General features: G+C 38.3%; 24 protein-coding genes. 2 read left to right on the top strand and 22 right to left on the bottom strand.

All coding sequences use genetic code 11. The features are described from left to right. Window positions 1–198 precede the first annotated feature (198 nt). The 7 genes from FC748_RS04600 to FC748_RS04570 all read right to left on the bottom strand — a co-directional run bounded on the left by FC748_RS04600 (window position 199) and on the right by FC748_RS04570 (window position 6,159). On the bottom strand, window positions 199–774 hold the full coding sequence (locus FC748_RS04600) for a bifunctional adenosylcobinamide kinase/adenosylcobinamide-phosphate guanylyltransferase (RefSeq protein ID WP_108030122.1): 576 nt from the start codon (window positions 772–774) through the stop codon (window positions 199–201). 13 nt (window positions 775–787) lie between these two features. Then, entirely contained in the window at window positions 788–1,396 is a 609-nt protein-coding gene (locus FC748_RS04595; RefSeq protein WP_108030121.1) for a histidine phosphatase family protein, read from the bottom strand. Window positions 1,397–1,401: 5 nt separating this feature from the next. Then, window positions 1,402–2,487 (bottom strand): pyridoxal phosphate-dependent aminotransferase, encoded by a 1,086-nt coding sequence (locus tag FC748_RS04590; protein WP_108030120.1) that lies wholly within the window; start codon window positions 2,485–2,487, stop codon window positions 1,402–1,404. After that, window positions 2,474–3,430: an adenosylcobinamide-phosphate synthase CbiB gene (gene cbiB / locus FC748_RS04585; RefSeq protein WP_024360962.1), complete on the bottom strand. Its 957-nt coding sequence runs from the start codon at window positions 3,428–3,430 to the stop codon at window positions 2,474–2,476. Before cbiB ends, FC748_RS04590 begins: the two co-directional genes overlap by 14 nt. After that, window positions 3,427–4,107 (bottom strand): adenosylcobinamide amidohydrolase, encoded by a 681-nt coding sequence (locus FC748_RS04580; RefSeq protein WP_029747066.1) that lies wholly within the window; start codon window positions 4,105–4,107, stop codon window positions 3,427–3,429. Before FC748_RS04580 ends, cbiB begins: the two co-directional genes overlap by 4 nt. Window positions 4,108–4,387: 280 nt before the next feature. Continuing rightward, complete coding sequence (locus tag FC748_RS04575) at window positions 4,388–4,570, bottom strand: hypothetical protein (RefSeq protein ID WP_024360963.1); 183 nt, start codon at window positions 4,568–4,570, stop codon at window positions 4,388–4,390. 230 nt (window positions 4,571–4,800) lie between these two features. Next, window positions 4,801–6,159 carry an aspartate kinase gene (locus FC748_RS04570; RefSeq protein ID WP_024360964.1) on the bottom strand — a complete coding sequence of 453 codons (1,359 nt, stop codon included), beginning with the start codon at window positions 6,157–6,159 and terminating at the stop codon, window positions 4,801–4,803. A 1,051-nt stretch (window positions 6,160–7,210) separates the two neighbouring features. On the opposite strand from FC748_RS04570, the gene FC748_RS04565 reads away from it, so the two are divergent. Next, window positions 7,211–8,896, top strand: a complete 1,686-nt coding sequence (locus FC748_RS04565) for a methyl-accepting chemotaxis protein (protein ID WP_108030119.1) — start codon at window positions 7,211–7,213, stop codon at window positions 8,894–8,896. A gap of 132 nt (window positions 8,897–9,028) precedes the next feature. Here FC748_RS04565 and FC748_RS04560 read toward each other — a convergent pair whose 3' ends face one another. The 14 genes from FC748_RS04560 to FC748_RS04495 all read right to left on the bottom strand — a co-directional run bounded on the left by FC748_RS04560 (window position 9,029) and on the right by FC748_RS04495 (window position 22,377). Then, a complete protein-coding gene (locus tag FC748_RS04560; protein ID WP_024360966.1) occupies window positions 9,029–9,874 on the bottom strand; it encodes a PhnE/PtxC family ABC transporter permease in 846 nt (281 codons plus the stop codon). Beyond that, window positions 9,874–10,662, bottom strand: a complete 789-nt coding sequence (gene phnE, locus FC748_RS04555; protein WP_024360967.1) for a phosphonate ABC transporter, permease protein PhnE — start codon at window positions 10,660–10,662, stop codon at window positions 9,874–9,876. The genes FC748_RS04560 and phnE overlap by 1 nt, the downstream gene beginning before the upstream one ends. A gap of 17 nt (window positions 10,663–10,679) precedes the next feature. Then, a complete protein-coding gene (gene phnC, locus FC748_RS04550) occupies window positions 10,680–11,516 on the bottom strand; it encodes a phosphonate ABC transporter ATP-binding protein (protein WP_108030118.1) in 837 nt (278 codons plus the stop codon). 107 nt (window positions 11,517–11,623) lie between these two features. Next, the gene (locus tag FC748_RS04545) at window positions 11,624–12,664 is read right to left on the bottom strand and encodes a PhnD/SsuA/transferrin family substrate-binding protein (RefSeq protein ID WP_108030117.1); all 1,041 of its coding nucleotides are present in this window, start codon (window positions 12,662–12,664) and stop codon (window positions 11,624–11,626) included. A 116-nt stretch (window positions 12,665–12,780) separates the two neighbouring features. Next, on the bottom strand, window positions 12,781–13,590 hold the full coding sequence (locus FC748_RS04540; protein WP_108030116.1) for a PHP domain-containing protein: 810 nt from the start codon (window positions 13,588–13,590) through the stop codon (window positions 12,781–12,783). Further along, window positions 13,587–14,285, bottom strand: coding sequence for a phosphonate C-P lyase system protein PhnL (gene phnL, locus FC748_RS04535; RefSeq protein ID WP_108030115.1), 699 nt, complete (start codon window positions 14,283–14,285; stop codon window positions 13,587–13,589). The genes FC748_RS04540 and phnL overlap by 4 nt, the downstream gene beginning before the upstream one ends. Window positions 14,286–14,297: 12 nt before the next feature. Further along, a complete protein-coding gene (gene phnM / locus FC748_RS04530; RefSeq protein WP_108030114.1) occupies window positions 14,298–15,470 on the bottom strand; it encodes a phosphonate metabolism protein PhnM in 1,173 nt (390 codons plus the stop codon). Window positions 15,471–15,481: 11 nt separating this feature from the next. After that, the gene (locus FC748_RS04525; protein WP_374116271.1) at window positions 15,482–16,318 is read right to left on the bottom strand and encodes an ATP-binding cassette domain-containing protein; all 837 of its coding nucleotides are present in this window, start codon (window positions 16,316–16,318) and stop codon (window positions 15,482–15,484) included. Next, window positions 16,318–17,163 (bottom strand): alpha-D-ribose 1-methylphosphonate 5-phosphate C-P-lyase PhnJ, encoded by an 846-nt coding sequence (locus tag FC748_RS04520; protein ID WP_024360974.1) that lies wholly within the window; start codon window positions 17,161–17,163, stop codon window positions 16,318–16,320. The genes FC748_RS04525 and FC748_RS04520 overlap by 1 nt, the downstream gene beginning before the upstream one ends. Further along, a complete protein-coding gene (locus tag FC748_RS04515; RefSeq protein WP_108030113.1) occupies window positions 17,160–18,248 on the bottom strand; it encodes a carbon-phosphorus lyase complex subunit PhnI in 1,089 nt (362 codons plus the stop codon). Before FC748_RS04515 ends, FC748_RS04520 begins: the two co-directional genes overlap by 4 nt. Next, window positions 18,248–18,820, bottom strand: a complete 573-nt coding sequence (phnH, locus tag FC748_RS04510; RefSeq protein ID WP_108030112.1) for a phosphonate C-P lyase system protein PhnH — start codon at window positions 18,818–18,820, stop codon at window positions 18,248–18,250. Before phnH ends, FC748_RS04515 begins: the two co-directional genes overlap by 1 nt. A 13-nt stretch (window positions 18,821–18,833) precedes the next feature. After that, on the bottom strand, window positions 18,834–19,256 hold the full coding sequence (phnG, locus tag FC748_RS04505) for a phosphonate C-P lyase system protein PhnG (protein WP_108030111.1): 423 nt from the start codon (window positions 19,254–19,256) through the stop codon (window positions 18,834–18,836). A gap of 200 nt (window positions 19,257–19,456) precedes the next feature. After that, on the bottom strand, window positions 19,457–20,158 hold the full coding sequence (locus tag FC748_RS04500; RefSeq protein ID WP_025219814.1) for a GntR family transcriptional regulator: 702 nt from the start codon (window positions 20,156–20,158) through the stop codon (window positions 19,457–19,459). A gap of 83 nt (window positions 20,159–20,241) precedes the next feature. Further along, window positions 20,242–22,377: a type IA DNA topoisomerase gene (locus FC748_RS04495; RefSeq protein ID WP_108030109.1), complete on the bottom strand. Its 2,136-nt coding sequence runs from the start codon at window positions 22,375–22,377 to the stop codon at window positions 20,242–20,244. A 589-nt stretch (window positions 22,378–22,966) separates the two neighbouring features. On the opposite strand from FC748_RS04495, the gene FC748_RS04490 reads away from it, so the two are divergent. Then, window positions 22,967–23,365: a hypothetical protein gene (locus tag FC748_RS04490; RefSeq protein ID WP_025219816.1), complete on the top strand. Its 399-nt coding sequence runs from the start codon at window positions 22,967–22,969 to the stop codon at window positions 23,363–23,365. 58 nt (window positions 23,366–23,423) lie between these two features. Here FC748_RS04490 and FC748_RS04485 read toward each other — a convergent pair whose 3' ends face one another. Then, window positions 23,424–23,957: a GNAT family N-acetyltransferase gene (locus tag FC748_RS04485; protein WP_024360981.1), complete on the bottom strand. Its 534-nt coding sequence runs from the start codon at window positions 23,955–23,957 to the stop codon at window positions 23,424–23,426. Between the last annotated feature and the right edge of the window lie 108 nt (window positions 23,958–24,065).

Here is a 24,065-nt window from a genome sequence, read left to right as displayed (position 1 = left end):
TCGTGTTATCTCAACCAATTTTAGTGAAGAATATAAAAAAATCTAGTAGATCAATTGCCAATAAGACATAAAAAGCAAACGTTTACAGGAGCAATCAAAATCATTTTCCATGCTACCGTGCCATCTAGATTTTCCCGTTTACTTGTGGAGTTACATCTTTTTTGTGTCAGTCACTAACTAAGCTTAGAAGTTGGTTCCTTATTTCCATTTCTTGACGATACCATAATTTATTTCATAGGCGTCATGTGAAATAGATACAAACCATTGATGGAGATTGCCGAGCAATTGGCGGTACAATTCCACCTCCTGATTTTCATACGGCGGTTCATCAAAAAGTTCATTAGAAACGACAAAAAGCGTCACCTTTTTGTCAAGTAACGTCAATACTGCACTTTTCATAAACCATATTTTTTCCTCTAGACACCCTGGCTTTTCTACACATGGCGTTCCACGATCAAATCCTTCATAAAAGGCATTGGTCAGCCATGTCGTCACACAGTCCCAAAGTACAATATCCCCTTCAACTAACGTATGAAAGGCATCCTGTATTTGATAAGGTGCTTCAATTGTATGCCACGCAATCGCTTGTTTTAAACGATCTGCTTGGTGTCGCACTATGCGTTTTTCCATTTCAACATCCATGGCAACACCAGAAGCAATATATATCAATCGTTTGTTTATTAAATCTTTATTTTGATAGTGCAAAACAGCTTCTTGTTCGGCAAAGTGAGATTTACCGCTGCGAACCCCACCCGAAATAAAAATTAGCGGCACTGTTTTCACCTCTCTATTGTAAATGTTGTGTGCTACCAATAACCTTGACGTGCCAGCTTTCTTCTGTACGCTCTACGATAGTCACGCTTGTCCCCTCTATGTGTGGCGCTGTCCATAACTGGTCAATGCCCCGCTCTAATATGGCATTAATCATGCATTTAATCGTTACTCCATGTGACACAATTAAAATATGTTCATGTGGATAGCGTTGGGCAATATTTTTTAACGTATACATCGCTCGTTCTGTTACTTCGCCAAAGCTTTCGGTGTGAGTGGCGACAAATTGTGCTGGATAATGGGTATACAGCTCGTAGTCAAAACGATTGCTGACCATAATATCCTCCACAGTTTTTCCTTGCCAGTTTCCTAAAAAAATTTCACGTAGATCATCCTTATAGTGAATTGCTAGCTTGCGACCTACTGTTAAATAGTGTAATGTTTCTTTTGCACGACCACTTGTGCTACTATACGCTGCAGTAAAGGGAATGTTTTTCAATTGTTCACCAAGTTTTTGGGCATGTAAAATGCCGTTTTCAGACAATGGAGAATCTAACCACCCTTGCAATCGATGTTCTTTATTCCAAACTGTTTCCCCATGTCGAACTAGATAAAAAGTTGTCACTTTTCTCACCCCTTATTTGCTTTAAACCACGTTTGTAAACAGTTATGTAAATAGGTCATCGCTGTTACATCTTTAATACCGATGCGGAACCATTCACCATTTAACCCCATAAAGTTTTTTGTATGGCGCAGGACAATTCCTTGTCCTAAACAAAAGCTGAAAAATGTATCTGGATGCTGGTTGCTCGGCAATGAAAAGCATACATAGTTTGTCACACTATTTGTTACGCGACATCCGTGTTCGTGCAAAAAACGTTGGAGCCACGCTCTTTGATTTGTGGCATAGTCGATTGCCTGTTGACAATAATCATGCTCATCCAAACAGCCCGCGCCGATAACAAGCGCAAATGCGTTGAGATTCCAATGTGACAACATTGCTTTTAGCTCTGAAACAATAATTTTGCTTGCAACTAAATAGCCGAGTCTTAATCCAGGAATGGCATACATTTTTGTCATCGATCGCACAACAATTACATGTGGATGATGCGCAACATCGCCAATTAACGAATGATCTTCACTGACCCAATCAATAAATGCCTCATCCAATACGAGTTCACAGTCTACGTCCGCTCCATAAGCTATTAAGCGGAGTAGTTCTTCTTTTTTTGGTAAGACACCTGTTGGATTATTTGGGGTACAGATATATACTGCATCTGCATGTACCATTTCTTGATAAAGACGTGCCATTGGTAATGTATAGTTTATAAAATCATCCACAACAATTGGCACAACATGCGCCCCGGCAGCCTTTAGCGTCCGTTCGTACTCCGAAAATGTCGGATGAATGACAATAACACGTTTATTTACATAGCGTCTGGCTAACACACTAAATAACTCTGACGCCCCATTCCCTAGGACGATTGCCTGTTTTTCAATGCCATGAAAATGGGCCACCTTTGTTAAAAAAGGTTCACCATCTGGATCTGGGTAACGCTGGATTAATGGATAAAATGTGCGCCAGCGTGCCTCAACAAAAGAAGGAGGACCTGCTGCATTGACATTCTCACTAAAATCAAATACTTCTGTCGGCATTTTCAGCCCGAGCTGCTGATAGACATTTTGCGGATTTGCTCCATGATTAGGTAATTGCAAAAATTAACACCTCCATTGCTAACATAACAAGCGTAAAGAGCAGTGTAGCAATTCGCATATGAGTCACAGATGTGGCAATGTGCTCTTTCGTTAACGGTACAAGTTTTTCACCCATCGTCGCTCTATACGATGCAACACCTTGATATGTATTTTTCCCGCCGAGTTGTACGCCTAACTGTACAGCAGTTGCTGCTTCCAAATAACCGCTATTCGGACTAGGATGTTTTTTAGCATCCTGTACCCAGCGTTTTAAGCGTTTGCCAAGCGAAACCGTTGTTTCATTTTTAGTACCAAGTACCATTAACAATCCTGTTAAACGACTAGGAATAAAATTTAGGACATCATCAAGTCTTGCGGCAAACATACCAAAATCTTTGTATTTTTCATTTTTATAGCCAATCATTGAATCTAACGTGTTTACTGCCTTGTATCCCCATAAACCAATTGCCCCAAATAAAAATGCATAAAAGAGTGGCGCGGTTACACCATCACTTGTATTTTCAGATACTGTTTCTACTACACCCCGAACAATTTCATCCTCGTCAAGCTGATCGGTATCTCGCCCAACAATCCACGATAATTTCACACGTGCTTCTGCAAAATCTCCTTGGACAAGAGGCTCATAGACAGCTATTGCTGCTTCTTTTAAACTACGCTGTGCTAGTCCAACGCCAATTAATAACCCCTCAATTAGAATTCCAAACACAATGTTCACTTGATAACTAAGCACTACTATCACGGTTACAACAAACATGGTCGTTCCAACAACAGCAAGCGCCATGATCATCCCACGAAATTTTCGCATCTTGCCCTTATTCCACAAGGCGGTTTGCGCTTGAATAAGTTTGCCTATCCACCGTACTGGATGTGGCATTTTAGGAGGATCACCGACAACTAAATCAAATAATAAGCCAATGATACAGGCAATCACTAGTAAAATCATAGTGGATTCGCCTCTTTCTCTTTTTTGTATTTTTGGATGGCCTCACGCATCGTTTCATAAACACCATGCCCAATCACTTTGCCCAACATTGTAATAGGGCCTGCATATTGATGGAAATCGCCTTCTTCCGTCGATGCAATAAGTAAACTATCCGTTGACGTGCCTGTTGCTAATGTACCCGTAGTAGGATCTGTGATATCTTCATCTAGTAGTGCTTTGACCTTTGCCTCTGTTGTTGAGATCATTGCCTGAAACAACGCCTCATCCGATAGTTTTCCATTGATTAGCACCCATGTATTAATCGTTCCAGCGTGATATTGCTCTTGTCGATGAAATGCACGCGTAATATCAACGGCATTGCCCAAGCCTGCTGTTATCATAACAACTAGATGCAAACCTTCATATGTAAATTCACGTATTGTTGCAAAACGAGCGTTTACTGCTGTCATCATCGCAACGGTTTTGTCGATGGGATAACCCTCTGATTGCAAAAACCGTCGCAACTCATGATGTGGTTTTCGTTCATCATAAGTTTTTGGTACAGAGCGATTCAGTAGATGTGTATAGTAGCCAAAGCCAGGATTATGCATCGCTGACGAGACAACTTTCATCGGAGTTATTGTTTGAATCGTAACATAATTATCTACTATTTTTATATCTTCCTTACGTACAATCATCGTCTACTTACCTCCATTATTTATTATATACCGAATTGGTTATTCACTACTCCCTTTCCAACGGGAGAACCCATATTTTGTAGTGGAGGTAAATAAAAAAACAAATTCTTACAAGAAGAATTTGTACTGTTCATTCTTTAATTATGAATACACTGCAAATTTGAACCTTCTGAATTTTTTGTATAGTACAAAATAATAACTTCATCGTATTGAAATTATTTATTTCTTTGAAATTGTATCATAACTTTGATGTTTGCAACATTCATTTTAGTTAATTTTCTTATTGCCTTTGCTTTAAATTTTTAAATCGAATAATTGAACCGGCTATAATAAAAACCCAACCAATCCCAACATATATAATTTTCATGGATTTCGTCGATGCTGGTAAAATGTCCATAATGGTTAAACAGACAACTAAAATACCGATAACTGACAAAATCATGCCCATTGAAAAACTCTTCAATCTATTACGACCTCCTATCTATGTACGAACTCGATTTTACAGCATTACTGTATAAAAGAAAACTCTATTCCTTCTAGTAGTGTTTGATTTTTTGGAGGCATTCATACATCCATGTAACTTATAAAATGAAAGAGCTGCCTTATAAGCTATGAATTCATTGCTTATAAGGCAGCTCCGTTTTATTTTTAGATAATTTTATTGTTTTTATAAAACTATCGTATTGGGTTTACTTATGCTTGCACTTGTGCAAAAAATTCTCCATATAGTGCTTGTAAAATTCGATTTTCATACTCTTGTAGAACACCAAATACAAGACTTACTTCAGACGAGCCTTGATTAATCATTTCAATATTAGCTCCAGTTTTAGATATTGCTGTTGCTGCACGTGCTGCAAGACCTGTGTTATTACGCATCCCTTCCCCAACAATCACAATCATTGAGAATCCATGACGCATTTGGACATCATCTGCCTGCAATTCATTTTTCACACGCGTTAATATACGCGCTTCATTTTCTGGTGTTAGTTGGTTGGATCGCATAATCACCGAAATATCATCTAAACCAGACGGAGTATGTTCATATGAAATATTTTCATCTTCTAAAATTTGTAGAAGCTTACGACCGAACCCTACTTCACGGTTCATTAAATATTTAGACACATATAACGTTGAAAAGCCGCTGTCTGCCGAGATACCTGTAACCGGACGACCTGTAGCAGGACGACTCGGTACAATTCGAGTACCTGGGGCTGAAGGATTATTTGTATTTTTTATGTTAACTGGCACCCCAATCTTATAGACAGGCATTAATGCTTCATCATGAAAGACAGAAAAGCCCGCATAGGATAATTCGCGCATTTCGCGATACGTTATTTCTTTAATTTCCACTGGATCATTCACGACTTTCGGATTTGCGGAAAATACACAATCCACATCCGTAAAGTTTTCATAAAGCTCCGCTTCAACAGCAGCTGCTAAAATAGAGCCTGTAATATCCGAGCCTCCGCGATCAAACGTACGCAATATGCCCGCTTTAGTGTAACCGAAGAAACCTGGGAAAACAATAATTTCTTTTGTATCTTTTAATGGCGCTAAATTTGTATAAGCTTCAGGTAAGGCAAACGTACGCTCAGGTAAATCGTTGACGACTAAACCTTCTTTTGGACTTACATAGCGTGCTGGCATACCGATAGAGTTAAAATATGCTGCAATAAGCTTGGCATTGTTATCTTCTCCTGCCGCTTTTAAGCTATCAATAAATAATTCTTCATTGGAAATATCACCTTGCACACGTTCGCGCAAGTCTTCTGTAATAACGTCACAAATCGTATCATCTAGCTGTAACCCGTCAGCAATAGACTTGTAACGATTAACGACTGTTTGTAGTTTTTCTTCTATATTTTCATTTTGTAATGCCGCATGAGCTAAGTCAATTAGTAAATCTGTTACTTTTATATCATCACCAGAACGTTTTCCTGGTGCTGAAACGGCTACGATTTTGCGTGCCGGATTAGATTTTACAATGTTTGCTACTTTTTGAATTTGTTCTGCACTTGCTACAGATGTTCCACCAAATTTACATACGATCATATCTATCAAATCCTAACTTTTTAAAATAATGTATTCCTCCAAAAAACAATTGAATGTACACAGTGTACAAATTATCGTTCTCTACGTCAATACAATTTAAAAAATTCACGCAATTCGTCGATAGAAAAATGGACAATTTTCGCACTGTTTGATTTATTATACGGATTTCATATGAATTAGTTAAGGTTTTTATAAATTTTTTTCGCATATGTCACATAATCGTGTAAATTTTCGTTTGAACTAGCTTTAATTAGCTATATGATCGTGGCGATTACGTTTGTTCATGAAAAGACGAGCTTCAAGTTAGCTCGTCTCCTTCATCTAATGGCATCCAACAGCTTTCTATCATACGTTGCTAGCTGAAAACTGTTTTCTTTTATGACTAATGAAGAGAGCGCTTACTGTCATTATGATATGCTACAATAATCATTATGTCTGTGCTATTTGATAATGAATTTGTTAGCAACGATTAAAAATGCCACCTTATATAAGATGGCATTTTTATTTGTGCGCTTCCCTTTTAGTCCATTGGGTTAATACCTTTCCAGTTCCTTTTACACCAGCTGGTTTGCACAAGCTTTTGTCTTTCTTCTATATAATAAAGCAAACGCTTACTTCCTTATTATGTGACGTAAAATGGCTGCTATTTTAGATAGATTCAATACGCTTTGCTGATTGATTGATGTGTGACAAAAGATTAGTAACTCAAATTTACGGACTACTCGCTTTATGTTTATATGAAAAAGCAAAAATCTACCACATAGTTCTCGCCAATCACTACATGTGATGTTAAAATAAACTAATATTTAGCAATAACAGATTCATTATCCTTAAATAATATAAGACGCAAATTAGGTTACTTTATTGATAAAGCCAGTGAAGTACATAACCACTTTTCTCTTATTCTGAATACTTATTGCAAAAGATAATAGTTATAAAAGCAAGATGTTAATACCCCATTTGGTGTTAGTCGACCATATCACTATTTATCTCTATCACTTTTTGCTTTCTTAAAGCAAAGTTAATTTATCGAAATAGATGGAGGATTTGTATGCGTATTAAAACAAGACTTATTCTTGTTACTTCAATTTTTGTGTTGTCAATCATGGCCGTAGGTGGATTTGGGACATGGTCTTTATCGAAGATTGTCTCACAAAATAATGAGGTAAATAATCTGATGGAAATTAAAACAATCACCAAGCAAATTCAATATCGGCTTGCCGGTCTTTCAAATGATGAGCGAGCATTACTATTAACAAATGATCCAACATTCGTGTCACAAATGGAGGAAAAATCAAACGATATTATAAACCAATTTAATCAATTATATGCCTTTTCCATCATATCCTCAGAGCAAAAGACCATTGATGACATTAAGGAAAATTACGAAAAATATTGGAATCAAGTTCAATTCGTTATGCACAATCATACGATAGACCCTAAAAAAGCATCTGAAATTCATTTTGGGGAAGAACGAAGAATACGGAAAGAAGTACTTGACCCTTCGTTTGAACGTTTTATTGCACAAATAGATCAACAAACAGAAGTAGCAAGCGCTAGCTTGAAATCACAATCTAAAATGAGCCAAGCACTACTACTCGGAGTTGCAATAGTTGCCACAGTATCTGGAATCATTTTAGGCGTTTTACTTTATCAATCCATTTTAAAACCATTGCGCCAACTAAATATTCAGATGAATGATATCGCACACGGAAACGGCGATTTAACTAAAACGATCCAAGTAAAAAACAAAGATGAATTAGGGGAAGTGGCTACTTCATTTAACCACTTCATTTCTTCATTAAGACAAATGATGACACAAATTAGCTCTTCATCCGAGCGAGTAGCAGCGTCTTCCGAAGAGTTTTCAGCGAGTGCGGAACAATCAAAACGATCTTCTCATCAAATTACGGAAAATATACAAGATGTCTCGACGAGTATGGATAGCCAAGCGAACATTTTACACGAAAGCACTATTGCCATCGTGCAAGCATTGCAAAGTTTAGAAAGTATGACACATTATACAGCTGATGTTTCAGAAGATACGAATGAAGTTAGTAGACAGGCGGATCAAGGAGCACAATCCGTTAAAGATATTGTTTCGTCCATGGAGGCCATTTCACAATCGGTAGACGAAACAAATAAAAATATCAATTCACTCGCTGAAGATGCTGTCAAAATTGGTGAAATCACAACATTGATAAATGACATTGCCAATCAAACAAATCTCCTTGCCTTAAATGCGGCCATTGAAGCGGCCCGTGCAGGAGAGCATGGAAAAGGATTTGCCGTAGTTGCAGAAGAAGTACGAAAATTAGCTGAACAATCCAGTGGCTCGACAAATCAAATCAAAGCACTCATTACACGTATTCAAGAGACAACCAATGAAACCGTTCAAACGATACAAAAAGTGCAAACAAATGTCGGTAGTGGCGTTCAATTAACATCTACTACTTCGGTACAATTTCAAGATATTATGCAATCCATTGCCCATGTCACGGGTAAAGTACAAGAAATAGCTGCCACAACAGAACAACTAACAGCTGATTTTACAACGGTTACCCAACAATATGAAATCGTTTCTTCACTCTTTAAGGAAAATTCCGAAAGCACACACGAAGTGGTCGCAGCAACAGAAGAACAGTTAGCTTCTATGGAAGAAATTCAAAGCGTTGCGCAAACATTAACGAGCATTTCTGATTCACTTAATCAGATGGTGCGTAACTTTAAAATCTAAACGACAAATAACACCCTAATTGATGTGTGAAATGACCATCATTAGGGTGTTATTTTTATTATCGTTCGTTTCTTTTAGGATTAGAATTTGCCTACGGTGTGTTCTAAGTCAAATCTTCTTCTGCACTTCATTTTATGATTTCGCCATTAATTTTCTTTTAATACGAAGGGACACAAGCTCTAAGATGATCGCGACAATAAGAGCGCAATACGTAATCATCCCAACTTCGTGTAAATCATAGTAAAAACTAGAAGCCATAAATAACTCAAAGCCAATACCACCTGCCGCCGCTGCTGCACCCATCGCCACTGCCACACCATAGTTCGTTTCAAAGCGTAAAAAAATCCACGACACCATATAGGACGAAGACTGCGGAACGACAGCATGCCATACAATATGCCACCAATTCGCTCCTGAGGCCCGCAATGCCTCTATAGTACCTTCTTCTAACTCCTCAAATGATTCAGCAAATGCCTTTGTTAAGTAAGCAATAGTATGCAGCATCATCCCCAGTACACAAGCAATTGCACCGAGACCTGCAACAATCGCAAAGATTAACACCCACAGGACTGTAGGTACTGCTCTAATAAATGAGTTAAAAGCGATTATCCCATTTGACACCATTGAAGGGACTAAGTTTTTCGCGCTAAAAATAGCAAGGAAAAAAGAGAGTACTGCTCCTAAAATCGTTGCTAAAAAAGCTAATGCAAGTGTTATACTAATTTGCTTTAACGCTGTAGCAAATGTAATTTGATGAAAGGCAGGTTCTAAAAACATCATCTTTAAATTACCTAGCGTTAAGGAAATGGCTGTTGACCATGTAATTGTCCCATAATCAAGCAAAAATGGTCCAATCAGTGTAAATAACAGTAGCGCCCATAGTACAAGACGCATGACGATATTCGCCTTTGTCATTTTAGTGATTTGAATTCGACCATTTCTTACTTTAACATTTGTCTCTAAAGGTGACACGTGCATTAAGAAATCACCTTCCTTACTTTGTTTGATGTAAATTCAATAATAAACACAACCGCGATAATCATAATGGTAATAAGCCCTAGCATATTATAATCCAGTTTTTTATAGTAAAGATCAAATAGATAACCAATACCTGTACCTGTTAATAATCCAACTAATGTCGCACTTCGAATATTGGTTTCAATCATATAAAATATCCAACTAAGCATCTGAGGCATCGTATCTGGTAATACGCCTTTCCATACCATTTGAAAATATGTAGCCCCTGTGGCCATTAGCGCCTCTACTCCGTCTGAACTTGCCTCATCAATTGTTTCAATAAACATCCGAACTAAAAAGCCAAACGTCGAGAAAAATAGAGCGAAATAGCCCGTTACAACATTATGTCCAAATGAAATAACAAGAACAAGCGCCCATGCGATTACTGGAACATTACGAAAAATGGATGCAATGAACCGTGCTACAAAGCCAAAGAAACGATTGAATTGTGTCGTTTGCGCCCCTAATATTGCAAAAAGCAAAGCAAATACGGCTGCTGTAGTAGAAGCTATGACGGATAAAATAATCGTCTCCCAAAGGCGTTGTAATACTTTTGGAATATTTTCTATTGTTTCAGTTGAAGGAATTAAATTATTAATCATCCATGCAAGTGTACTAGGAATCGCATATAAACCTTCTATTATATTAAACTTTGTAATGGCTGCTGAGCCGTACGTTAATACAATCAGAACAATCATTACACCTGTCATTCGCCACTTTTTCCTACGTAAAATATTCGCCTCTGTCATCATACCCTCCGAACCTTTTATTCCGTAATTAGTTCATCTACACTTGTTCCATAAATGTTACGTATAGCAAGCTGGTTTAACTGCTTCGGGATATCATCAAATACTTTCTCCCCTTTACGTAATCCGATAATTCGATCAGAATAACGCATGGCAACGTCGACTTGATGTAAATTCACTAACACAGTAATGCCCATAGACTGTGAAATTTCCTTTAAGTGATCCATAATGACCTTAGATGAATTGGGATCAAGGGATGCGATAGGCTCATCACATAACAATAACTTTGGCTCTTGCACTAATGCCCTTGCTATCCCTACTCGTTGCTTTTGACCACCACTTAACTGGTCACAACGTTTATAAATTTGATCCTTCATATTCAGCTTTTCTAATATCGATAATGCAAGTCGTTTCTCTTCTTCTGTATAAATACTTAGGATACCTTGCATCGTGGATTTATAACCAAACCGACCATGCAACACATTTTCAAATACAGTTAGACGGGAAACTAAGTTATAATGCTGAAAAATCATGCCCATTTTGGCACGTTGTTGCCGCATTGCTCTTTTATTGATAGACGTAATATCTTGCTGATCAAAAATAATTTCTCCTTCGGACGGTTCAATCATTCGATTAATGCAGCGTAGCAATGTCGATTTCCCTGCACCCGATTGACCTATAATGGATACAAACTCGCCTTCTTGCAAGGAAAGATTGATATCATTTAACACCATGGACTTATGGTCATAGCTTTTAGCAATTTTATGAAGCTGCAAAATCGTGTTGGCTTGCTCTCTTTCTGGAGCAACAGTAAATGCTGACTGCAGGGGCTGTCTTTCCAATACAATAGTAGTCATTATTCTCTCTCCTTGTATCGTAATTTGATAAAGCTGATAGCATGGAAAATCTCTGAGACTTTTTTGAAAAAGGCTTCTATCTTTAAAGATAAAAGCCCTGTACAGTATTATTTTGATAGTTCGCGAATTGGATTAAACCAAGCATCTTCCACTTCTAAGAAACGCTCGTCCGCCGCCCTATAGAACAATCCAGAATCGCCGGAATCTTTTGGTACAAAAATACTTTTGTTATTGGTTGTTTCATCCGAGATTAAGTGTTCTTTTAATGTCTTAATATCTTCTTCGCTTAATACCGACGTATTGACTACGAATGGAGCGTTAAGTACTGGTGTTACCTGTATCAGCACAAATTCTTTTCCTGTTAACGTGTTAAACGGTGCTGCAGCATTATCTTTTACCTTATAAACTGCACCTGGTGTACTTTCTTTTCCTTCCACTAGCTCAACATAAGCCTCCACACATGTATCACAAAATGCTGCGATATCAGAGCGCTCCATCAACATATTGACAGCTGACCCTTGGTGAGAATCCCCAAATAAGACTTCAGGATATACTTCATTGCCTTCCATTAAAGCTTCTTCAGTTAAATTTTTATCGCTAAAGTGAGAAATAATTGAACTTGTTGGTACTTTGAAACCTGATGTTGAAGAAGCAGAGACGAAAGAAATCGTTTTGCCTTCCGTTGTATCTAACGTATATTTACCAATCTTTTGATATTGTTGTGCCTGATCCTTTGGAACCGCTAGCCAGCTATAATAGACCGCATCGTCTAATGTACCAGACTCTCCGGATGGTACAACTAAGGGTTCGACATCTTTACTTTTGTCCTTCGCTTCGATATACCCTTGCGCTCCCATAAAAGCAATATGTGCATTGCCATTGGCAATTGATTCAATCGCAATCGCATAATCTGTCGTTAATTTATGTTCTACTTTACGCCCTGTTGCCTTTTCAAAAATGGCACCAAAAGCATCACGAGAAGGAGCCATTTCAGAACCTGATTCATTTGGATACCAAACCATTACAAGTGGTCCATCTGATTTTGCATTGGCTTTCTTTGTTTCACTTGTTCCATTTTCCGAACTACAAGCAGCTAAAAAAAGTACAGTCAACATGCCCATCAAAATTGATAACCATCGTTTGTTCATTATTCTTCTCCTTTTTCACTTCAGTTTTTGTAGTTTTGCTCTACATGCCCCATTTAATCATCTCGGAAAGCGCTTGGAAATAGCTCCGCATTTTTCTTAATAAAATTTTACATTCACTAAATAAAAACGGCAGTTTGTAAATTGGATAATGTATATTGCCCTAATTGTACAGGTGCACCATAACGACCATGATAATCTGATCCACCTGTTGTGATTAAATGATATTTTTGAGCTAATTGTTGCACCTGTTCCATATGCACAGGTGTGTGATCAGGATGAAGTAACTCGATTCCATCAAGCCCTTCTTGCACAAGCTCCTTTGTGATATCGAAAGAGTTTAACTGACCAGGATGGGCAACGACAGCGACTCCGCCATCAGCATGAATGGCTTGCAATGCATCAAATGCATCAACATAAACAATATCCCCTGCTGCTACTCCTGTTTTAAATAATGAGCGATACAATGTTTGATAGTATTTTGAACTATATGCCTCTTCTGTCAACGCATTCATAATATGCTGTTTATATAATGTACCGCTTTCGCGAGCAAAGGCGAGTGCCTGCTTTGCATCGAGCGGGAACCCCGCCTCCTGTATGCGCGCTAATTGCCATAATGAATGGGCGTGCCGGCGAGCAAGTAGTGGTGTACAAAGTGCTTGAATATGTGGACATGGACCTTGAAAACCATAGCCAAGCATATGGACTTTGCGCTGACGCTTAAAGTCATAGGCCGATATTTCAACACCAGCAATAAATTCGATATTGAATTGTGCCGCAAGCTTACGCCCCTCCGCATGGTGAGCTGTTGTATCATGGTCAACAACGCCTAGATGTGTGATACCTGCTGCCTTCGCTTGCTGAAATAATTGCATCAAAGTTTCACTACCATCGGAATAACGACTATGTGTATGCAAATCAATTTTCACGCTAACACTTCCTTGTCGCTAGTTTTCATCATTGTAAAAACATCATCGCACAGGCCTTCCATAAACTCTAAATCATGAAAAATACCAATTAAAGTAGTTCCTTGTGCTTTTAGCTTTTCGATGGATTCCCTTACCTTAACTTTCGAGGCTTGATCTAAGCTAGCAGTAGGTTCATCTAAAAGAAGGAGGCGTGGCTCTTTCACTATCGCACAAGCAATATTTAAACGAAGTTTCTCTCCACCTGAAAAATTATTTGGATAACTATTCCATAATTTTTCCTCCAAATCAAAATGACGTAATGCTTGCTTTGCTCGGGCAATAGCTTCTTGTTGTTCTACACCTACATCTAGTAGAGATTGTGTCACCAGTTCTAATGCTGTCGTTCGAGGCATGACGTTTAAAAATTGCGACACATAACCAATTTCATGTTTTCGCAAATAAACAATTTGTCGAGTCGTCGCTTGTAATAAATCAATCTCACCATAGGCATCTGAATGGAATATAATGTTTCCAGCTTGCGGCATATAAGTGCGATAAATACTTTTTAAGATGGTCGATTTGCCACTGCCACTTTTACCGACAATCCCTAAAAAGCCCCCCTCCTTCACATGCAATGATATATTTTCAAGTGCTGGAAAAGTCTTTTGTAAATGATGAATAGTAAACGATTTCTGCAAATTGTGTATAGTTAACATCGTTTCCCCCCCTTAGCGATAATTGGTTTGCATAATAATGTTGCCATCAACCATGGTTGTTGTAACAACGGGATAGCCGTCTTCCATCTGTTCAATAATTAATATATCTGCCTTTTTACCAACCTCAATCGAGCCAATTTCGTGATCAAGATTTACTGCACGTGCAGGATTAATCGTCACAAGTTGGAATAAACGGTGTAAATCTTCATCATATTGTTTCGATAATTCGAAAATCCCGTGTAACATTGCAGGAGGATAATAATCACTACAAATAATATCGATTACTTGTGCTTGAATCGCCTCACTGGCGCTTAAATTCCCTGAATGGGAGCCACCATTTAAAATATTGGGTGCACCAGCAATCGTTTGCATCCCCATCTTCTTTGCTTCTTTTGCCACATCGAGTGTAATAGGAAACTCACTGATTGTTGTGCCATACGATTGAACAAGTTGAAGTTTTGCTACATCATCGTCATCATGTGAAGCAACCGCAATGTTATGCTCAATGGCTAGTCGACTTAGTCGTTCAATATCATCGAAAGTCATTTTCGCCTTATCAACTTGATTTTGAATTAATACATTGGCTTCCTGATCTGACATGGAACGATAGCCGCGCATAATATTTTTATAGATTTCAAGATTTCGATATTGTCCCTGACCTGGTGTATGATCCATAAATGATAGCAAATGCACTTTGCCATCTTTAATATTGCGCTCTAAGTTCGGTATTTGATCGATGGAATCAATTTCGAAGCGAGCATGTAAACGATGTCGTATTAAATGTGGCTCTTCGTGTGAAGCGTAAATAGCATCAACACATTTTTGAACATTTTCCGGATTACGAATTGCTTTATGTGAGTATTTATCATCCCCGTAATAGGATAAGGAATGAAAAATTGTTGTAATGCCATGCGTCATTAAAATGCGTTCGCTCTCCCGTAAACCAATGTTCATGCTCATTACTGAGGTTGGACGAGGGCTGACAATCGTCTCAATATAATCCGAATGAATATCGACAAAACCTGGTGATACATAGCCACCTTTAGCATCTAAAACCTCTATACCATGTAAATCAATGTCCGCTTCATGGACAATCGCATTAATTAAATGGTCCTCCACTAATACAATGTGGTTTTTTAAAAATTGCTGTTCTGTCACAATAACGCCATTTATAATCGCAAGCATCATTTACCTCCTTACAGTAATGAGTAAACTAATTGTTGTGTATATTCGTGCTGTGGATCTTCCAACACTTGATCTGTTAACCCATGTTCAATAATTTCCCCATTCAGCATGACAATTGTACGGTCAGCAAGCATACGAATAACGGCCAAATCATGTGATACAACAATCATTGAAATATTTAACTCCCGTTGTATCGATTTAATTAAATCTAAAACATCTGCTTGTACAGACAAGTCTAATCCTGTCGTTACTTCATCTAGTAATAGAATAGGCGGGTTATTGGACATGGCCTTAGCAATTTGAACCCGTTGCTGCATGCCACCTGAAAAATTTTTCGGTGCTTCTTTACTTCGATGGACAGGAATTCTAACATGTTGTAGAAGTGATAGGCTTCGCTCTTCCATCTGACGAACATGACGATTACCTGCTGCAATTTGCTTTTCTGCAATATTACTCATGGATGAAAAATCCATTTTCAGTCCAAGCATCGGATTTTGATAAACCATCCCTAAAATCGTATTTCGTATATGACGCTTCATTTGACTCGATTCAGTAAAAATATTGTTGTGCCCATTTTCATAATCTACTAAATAGCCTTCTCCTGACGTCACCGTCTCATCAAAGTAAAGACTTTTCATCAATGTCGATTTACCACTGCCACTCTCTCCGACAATTCCTAATATTTCTCCTCGATATAAATCTAACGATACATTTCGACATGCATAGACAGTTTTACAGACAGGGCAAAAATTTTTTTCTAGTTTCATGTCTTCGTGCTGACAATGCGTACAACCATCACCGTACTGTTTGGATAACTGTCGAATCGATAATACCGGTTGTTCTTGCATCATTTTGCTGCCACCTTTTGTTGTAATATTTCTTGCATATAACTTGTATCATTACAAACATAGTAAGTTTCACCCGTAACTTCATCTGTAAGCTCATCAAGAAAGACATCTGACAGACCTGTTTCTCGGCACACCTTTCCTTCAAATTGCTCGACAACAAACGGATAGTCCTCAAATGCAAGCGACTCCACATTTGTATAAGGCGGTACTGCGTAAATTTTTTTCTCACGTCCCGCCCCAAAAAGTATAAGCGCCTCACTTTGATGTATTTTTGGGTTATCAAACCGCGGAATTGGACTAGGATTCATGACGTAGCGTCCATTGACTAATACTGGATAATCCGCCCCTTGAGAAGTCTGGTTATAGCGCATAATTTGTTCAAACAACATTAAATAAGCACCGCTATATTCTTTTTCTGCATGATAACGTTTTGTTTTAAATTCACTCCGTTCAATGTCCCGCAACGGCTCTGGCTCTGGTACTTGTAGCACTAACACTTGATCTGCACGTAATGGCACTTCAGGAATGCGATGGCGTGATTGTACAAGCGTGGCATCTTGCGTACGAGTTGTTGTTTGAACACCCGTTGTCTTGGTCACTAGCTTTTTTATATTAACCGCATTGACGGAGTCATCCGAACCTTGGTCAATAACTTTTAATACATCATTTTTACCAATTAATGCGAGTGTTACTTGCAAGCCTCCTGTTCCCCACCCTCGGGCAATTGGCAACTCACGCGAGGCGAATGGCACTTGATAGCCAGGAATAGCTATTCCTTTCAAAATTGCTCGTCGGATTTCACGCTTTGACTGTTCGTCTAACAAAGCAAATGGTACTGCGCTCATCGGTGCCCCTCCTTTTTTATACTGCGCATTTGTTCTAACTTCGCTTGGAATGTGACATAATGCGGCATCTTCAAGTGTGAGATAAATCCTGTAGATTCAATCATATCCACGTGAAGTAGTACAAATTCTTCGTCATGGATTGGAGAATCGCCTCCAACTTCTAGTGCATGATCTACGATAGACATCGCAATGGCTTTTGTTTCGTTTTGTCCAAAACATGCACCATAGCCAACATCGAATTCCAACACTTGTTGTCCATCTTCATCTACATCAACAGGAATAAACGACTCTACTTCCGTTAGTTTAATGGCGCCAATATAATAAGGGTCCATATCGTCGTCTTCTAATGCAACATAAATTGGTTGCCAACCTACCCGTACCTCCCCAACATTTGGATGTGATGCACCGTAGCCGCGAAGACCTGCATAACCAAGAGATGTAATCGTCCCTGTTTGTCCCCTTGTTAATGTTTGCAAACGTTGAGAACGATTTGTTGGAAACGTTATGGCTTGCTTCGTCACATCTTTAGGTTCTTGATTATTTAAAGCGAACTTTCTTATTAGACCTTCATCGCGTAAATAATCCATTACTTTTGGTAGCTGCTCTAATGCAAGTTCACTTTCTTCCGGTTTATTTATTTGTTCAAATGCCGCCTTTTTTTGCTCAACATCTGCTACGGTTTCCTCCAGCAAATCAAAATCCAATAAGCGGTGTAAATAATCGTGTGAAGCCCCTAAAATTTGCCCTCCTGGAATATCTTTGAAACTAGCCGATATGCGTCGTAGGACAAACATTTCTCTCGCATTCGTTACAGTTGAATAATACAAGCGTGGCAATGTGGAGCGGTGCGCACGTAATAAAAATACAGCCTCCTCTGCATTGCCCTCGCTTTGTTTCATCGCTAAAGAGGCTAAACGTTCACTATATAAACTACTTTCCGACATGACTTGATCTAAAAATCCTCGCATTGTGGACTGTAATGTATGCACTGAAATATGTGCGCCTCGCTTCACGCGCTCATACTGCAAATGCTCTAAAGATGCTTCAATCGCCTCGGCGCCACCACGAACTGCTACATACGCCATTAGCTTTTCACCTCTTCCAACTTCGTTGTGCGTGGTAAAGCGAGCACCTTACCATTTTCATCTATTAAAATCAAATCGACTCCTAGCGGAAACTCTCGATTTCGAATTGCACGCAACGCCAAAATATCAGGAGATAATCCCAGTTCCACTAGTTCTTTATGCAAAATACCAGGCCCTGTTAATTGATAGACAATCTCGTTTGACTGCTGTGGCAATTCCATGACGATTGTAGCGGATTGCTGTGGATCAATTAAATTCCCTATTTTCACTACTTCTAACACTTTCAATATTTGCTCTTTGTTAGCATTTGCAGGCACAATGATAAAATCCGCTTCATGGTAATCTTTCACTTTTGCGCCTGTCCATTGACGTAGTTCTTGGTGAAGTCGCTTCGAATCATCTACTGCTTGAAAGCTGATTTCTCCATCGAACAATGTCATTAAAACAGATAATGTTTGAGGATATAGCCCATCGATGGAATGCAAAGTTTGTAACGTCCCTTTACTGCCTGGTCGAGCAAAACAATCCATTAATGTACGAAATGTCAGTTGCGTAAAGTGTACCGTTTCCATGTTCCCTACCTCCTTATATCGACATCGTGTCGAACTGAACTTTTGTCCGTTCAATTGAACATTTTATTTCTTGTTGCTTCATATCAAGACGTTGTGACAGTTTCGTTAACACGCTCGCCCACTTTGCCACTACAGGTAGTTGCCCATTATAAGCAGCATCTATAATGGCCAGTGCCTTGGAAAGCTCTGGCTCATATTCGCGAACTAAGCCAAGACCAAATGCTTCGCCAATTTTGACCTTAGTTTCTGTTACTAACGTCTCACCTATATAAAAAAGGGATTGCTGTGCCGATTCTCGCATTTTAATCATGACAAGCCCCTCTCTTGGTGCTTGGATTTCAATTACCTCATGGTGACTACAAACTTCATTTGCCATCTGTAATGCTTCTTCACGTCCAACCTCAATTAATAATTTAGTCCGTTCAGCTCGTTTCACTTGACCAACTCCCTTCACCAATACCTTAACTTGGCGCCATGTTCAGTAGTGAAAAGGTTTCGTGAAGTTCATGTAAATTAAGTTTTACAAAAATTAACGGCATTTAATTAAAATGGCGGGGTCACGTAGCAATTTATCTTCCGGTTGTCTTACAACATAAAAAAAGACTTCAAACACGAATGGTTTGAAGTCACTCTAATCTATATTTGAAAAAAGAAGCGATCCGTTCGATATAAAATTTCTGTGTACTCTAGTAAAATATTATGCTCGTCATCCCAACTATCCGATTCTACCTTGACGAGAGGCACCAATATTTCACATGCAAGCAATGACCGGTCCAGTTCATTTGGAAATTTGACAGCTAAATGTGAGAAGGAACTACGAAATTGTTTTACACCATGCTGTTGATAAAATGTATAGATAGAGGTTAAATCATCATTCACCTGCTTAATGGCAGGCATATTTTCAACAACGACATACGAGCGATGGATTGCTGTGGGTTCCTCGTCAATAAAGCGCAATCTTTCAATTAGGTAAAGGTCGCTATGTTGAACATACGGCTTGCTAAAAATAATATGTTCTTTAGGTACCTGTTCTATTTTCGTCACAACTGATTGATAGTTTGATGTAAATTTGAGCATTTTTTCACTAAAGCTAATATCGCCAGACATTACAACCTCAAGTGGTTTTTGTTTTTCCCGCAAAAAGCGCCCAATCCCCTTCTGCGAATAAATTAAACCCATTTTCTCTAGTAAATCATAGGCATTTCGTACTTTTATACGTGGTACACCAAACATTTCCATTAGAGCATGTTCACTTGGCATTTTCCCATCTTGCGAATAATTCCCTGCCTCGATTCCCTGTAACAAGTAATCCTTCACTACTAGTTCCTGCTCATCCACACGCTTCACTCCTTCTATAAAAAAGGCATAATTTCCATCCATTTGTACCTTAAGTAGCACATTCCAAATAAACTTTATGAACGTTATTTTTTTGTATTAAATGCAAATTCAATTTTCCCTTCCACAAATTGCAGGGCAGCGCTAAATTGCTTGCCACTTTTTGCTTTAAAACCTTTCATTTCGGCTGTTTTCCCGCTCGTACATAAATCTCTAATATTCTTCTCCGTAAGCTTTTTCCCTAATAATCTTTCTGGAAATGTTTGTTTACAGCCATTTTTATATTCCGAGCAACCATAAAATTTCTTGCGCAAGCTAATTTTGCCTACTTTACATGTTGGGCATGTCACAATATCTTTTGCTTTAGCATTTGTTGGAAATTGATCCGCATTAATTGTGATTGTGTTAATTTTGTTTGGTACTTCGGCAATTAACTGATAGATAAATTTGCCAATACTGTCGATAAAATGTTTGGCCGATCCTTCACCACGTCCTATTTTTTTTAAATAAATTTCCCATTTTGCTGTCATCGATGGACTGGAAAGCAAGGTTCCTTCAATTGCTCTACACAATAGTTCCCCTTTAGGTGTGATACTGACAATATTTTTCTTCACCTCAATAAACCCATGCTTTTTAATCGTTTCAATAATGCCACTTCGTGTTGCCTCTGTGCCAATACCTTCTACAGAATTTAAAACTTCGATTTCAGTCTCGTCTTCAACCGATTTTCCACATGTTTTCATCATTGTAATAAGTTGCCCTTCTGTATAAGGCTTTGGTGGCGTTGTAGTCCCTTCCATAATGGCGATTTGACTTTGGACGATTTCCCCTTTAGATACGACAGGTAGAACTTCCTCACGATGTGAAGGCTCTTTATCGCCAGCGAAAAGCTCCCGCCAGCCTTTTACAAGCTCTGTTTTCCCGACGGATTTAAATTCTACATTTTTCACATCCGTTAAAATCGTTTTTTCATCATACTCATAATCATGATGAAACATTGCAAGCGTTGTATGTAATATTTCAAAATAAATATTTCGTTCATCCGCAGCCATTGACTGCAACGCTTTTTCTGTTGGCACCTTTTTCGTTGGAATAATGGCATAGTGCTCGCCTACATTAGAGCTGTCAACATAACGTTTATGTTGGCCTCTTAAAACAGGGGGAAATGACTGACCAATGAGCTGTTGATATTTTTGCAGTGCTTCGTGTAAATAATTGTATTCATTTGGTGTTATCAGCTGTGAATCGGTACGTGGGTACGATACAAGCTTTTTCTCATATAGCGACTGTGTCAATTTTAACACGTGAGCCGGACTATATTTCCAGCGTCTATTTGCTGTTGCCTGCAAAGTTGATAATGCGTGCAATTTAGGTGGTTGGATTCGCTTTGTCTTATTCGTTACACTCGTAATTTGACCTATATCCATTGGCTGAATAGCGTGTTGTCTCAATAACTGCTCTACTTCTTCTCTAACATTGGATTTGATTTTCGCCTTACCTTTATACATACCATTTTGGGCTGTAAATACTCCTTCAATTTCATAAAACTTTTCAGGCTTAAAATTCTCGATTTCTTGTCGTCTTTTATAAATCAAATACACTGTTGGTGATTGCACACGCCCAATAGAAATACTGCCCTTAAAGCCCTTCTGCTGAAGAAGTAATGTATATAAACGACTACAGTTCATGCCTACTAGCCAGTCGCTAATTTGGCGTGTTTTTGCTTCTTGATACATCAGCAAATCGCGCTCGTTACTGTGCATATTTTGAAAACCTTTCCGAATTTCATCCACTTCTAAAGAGTTAATCCATAAACGTTTTACAGGCTTTTTTACTTTTGTCATTTTATAAATGGAATAAAAAATATTCGATCCTTCACGCTCAGCATCGCATCCATTATAAATCATGGTTACTTGTGGATCGTGGAAGATTTTTTTTATCGCATTAAACTGTGTGTATACATTACTAACAACTTTATCTTCATATTTGTCTAAAATAATCGGTAAGGCATCTAAAGACCACTTCTCCCATTCCTTTTTATATTCCTTCGGTTCCTTTAATTCGACGAGGTGACCTATCCCCCAACTAATAATGGCACCATCAGGAAATGTTGAACAGGGCTCTAACTCTATAAACGTTTTCTCTTTGTGTTTAATTTTAAAGGCTTCTGCATAAGCTCGTGCCTGCGATGGTTTTTCAGCTAATATAGCGATTTTTCCCATAAAATGATCACATCTTCTTTTAAATATTTTAGTAGTTTGTTATCTAAAAATGGAAAGAGGCTGGGACATAACTAGAAAAATTTAAGGAATGGAGAACTTGGCTAACTTAGCTATTCTTGCTTTTGCAATAAATAAAAAATTAGAAGGGTTACTAGTTGTTATAGCGGAGGTGGTGACTCCGGCGGGAACAGCACATAATGTAAGACGCGGGCATTCCGCGCGTAGCGAGGGTTGCGGCTTACTGTGCTGAGCGGAAAGCACCTCCGTAGCGGACAACAACGGCGCAACAAGTAAGTGTTAGATTGATGGCAGTCTATCTAACACTTTTCTCTTTTGTCCCAGCCTCTTATTGTGAAATACCCTACAACTATTTTACTGTATACCATATAAAATAGCACTTCCTAATGTCAGAAGCGAAGCAACGATGCTCTCTTCAAATAGAAAAAAAACTAAATGCACATAACCTCTTTCTCCTTATCCCATATAGATTTTGGATAACAAGAAAAATGTTTAAGTTAGAAAATATTATATTGAGCTAGCAAATAATAGGGGCAAGATGATAAAATATGGTTATAAAGGGGGATGGGGAATGGGGAAATTAAGTAAGCGTAATATTTTATGGATTATACCAATCGGCATAATAGGCGTGTTTTGGTATTTTTATGGTCCACAAGAAGACATAACGGATAATGAATATATTACATATGTCAAAAACTATTCAATCGAAAATAGTAACCAATCATTCGAAAAAGCTTTTGCTTCAGCTTGCGAAAATCCATATTGGGTTTATTTTGAGACACAAAAGGGACAAGATGTAGTGGAATTTAAAGGTGATTGTCCTATCAACAACAAGAAGGCGAAAGTCAATGTACAATTTTTAGTCGATGCCAAAATGACAACTGTAAAGTATGGTGCAATGTTAGTCGATAGTAAAATGCAAGAAGAATCCGAACGAGACAATTTTCTACTGGCGATAACGACGGAGTAAATCTTATTTTCTTACAATGAGCCTAAACGCACTGAAAGGTGAATTTGGGCTCATGGCTTTATAGCTTATCATTAAAAATAGCATATACATTTGTATCATGTGCTTTCCCTTGTTGATACATATATTCTTTTAATACGCCTTCTTTGTGAAAACCTAAATGAGTTAGTAACTGATTGGATGCTACATTTTCAATAAAGACAATTGCCCCAATCCGGTTAAGTTCCATCTTATCAAACCCATAGGATACAATTTCAGCTACTGCCTCTTTCGTATAGCCCTTTCGCCAGTAGTCGGGGTGCAGCTCATAGCCAATTTCTGCCCGCTTATGTTTAGGTGACCATGCGTTAAAGCCGATGGTTCCGATAATGCCCTTTACTTCTTTCCGCTCTATACCCCACCGAATACCTCTTTTTTCCTTATAATTTTTCGAAAAAGTTTCGATTAGTTTTTTTGCTTCTTCAATTGTTGCAAAGGGTTCTAATCCATAATACTGGGTAACAAGGTGATTGGAAAAACAGCGAAAAAGGTCTGTTGCATCTTCATCTATTATTTCTCTTAATATTAATCGTTCAGTCTCTACAATAGGAAACATCTTATTCCTCCTTTATAGTATTTACAATTCTCCAAAATTGGCAAAAACCCTTTTCAAAGAGAACTACCTTTCTAGGAACTTTCAATGAAAAGTTTCGTATTATTTACA

Origin of the sequence: Lysinibacillus sphaericus (assembly GCF_005217585.1) — a bacterium.
In the GTDB taxonomy this organism is placed as follows: domain Bacteria; phylum Bacillota; class Bacilli; order Bacillales_A; family Planococcaceae; genus Lysinibacillus; species Lysinibacillus sphaericus.
The sequence above is the reverse complement of the archived record's forward strand: the minus strand, read 5'-3'. Positions and strand labels throughout refer to the sequence as shown.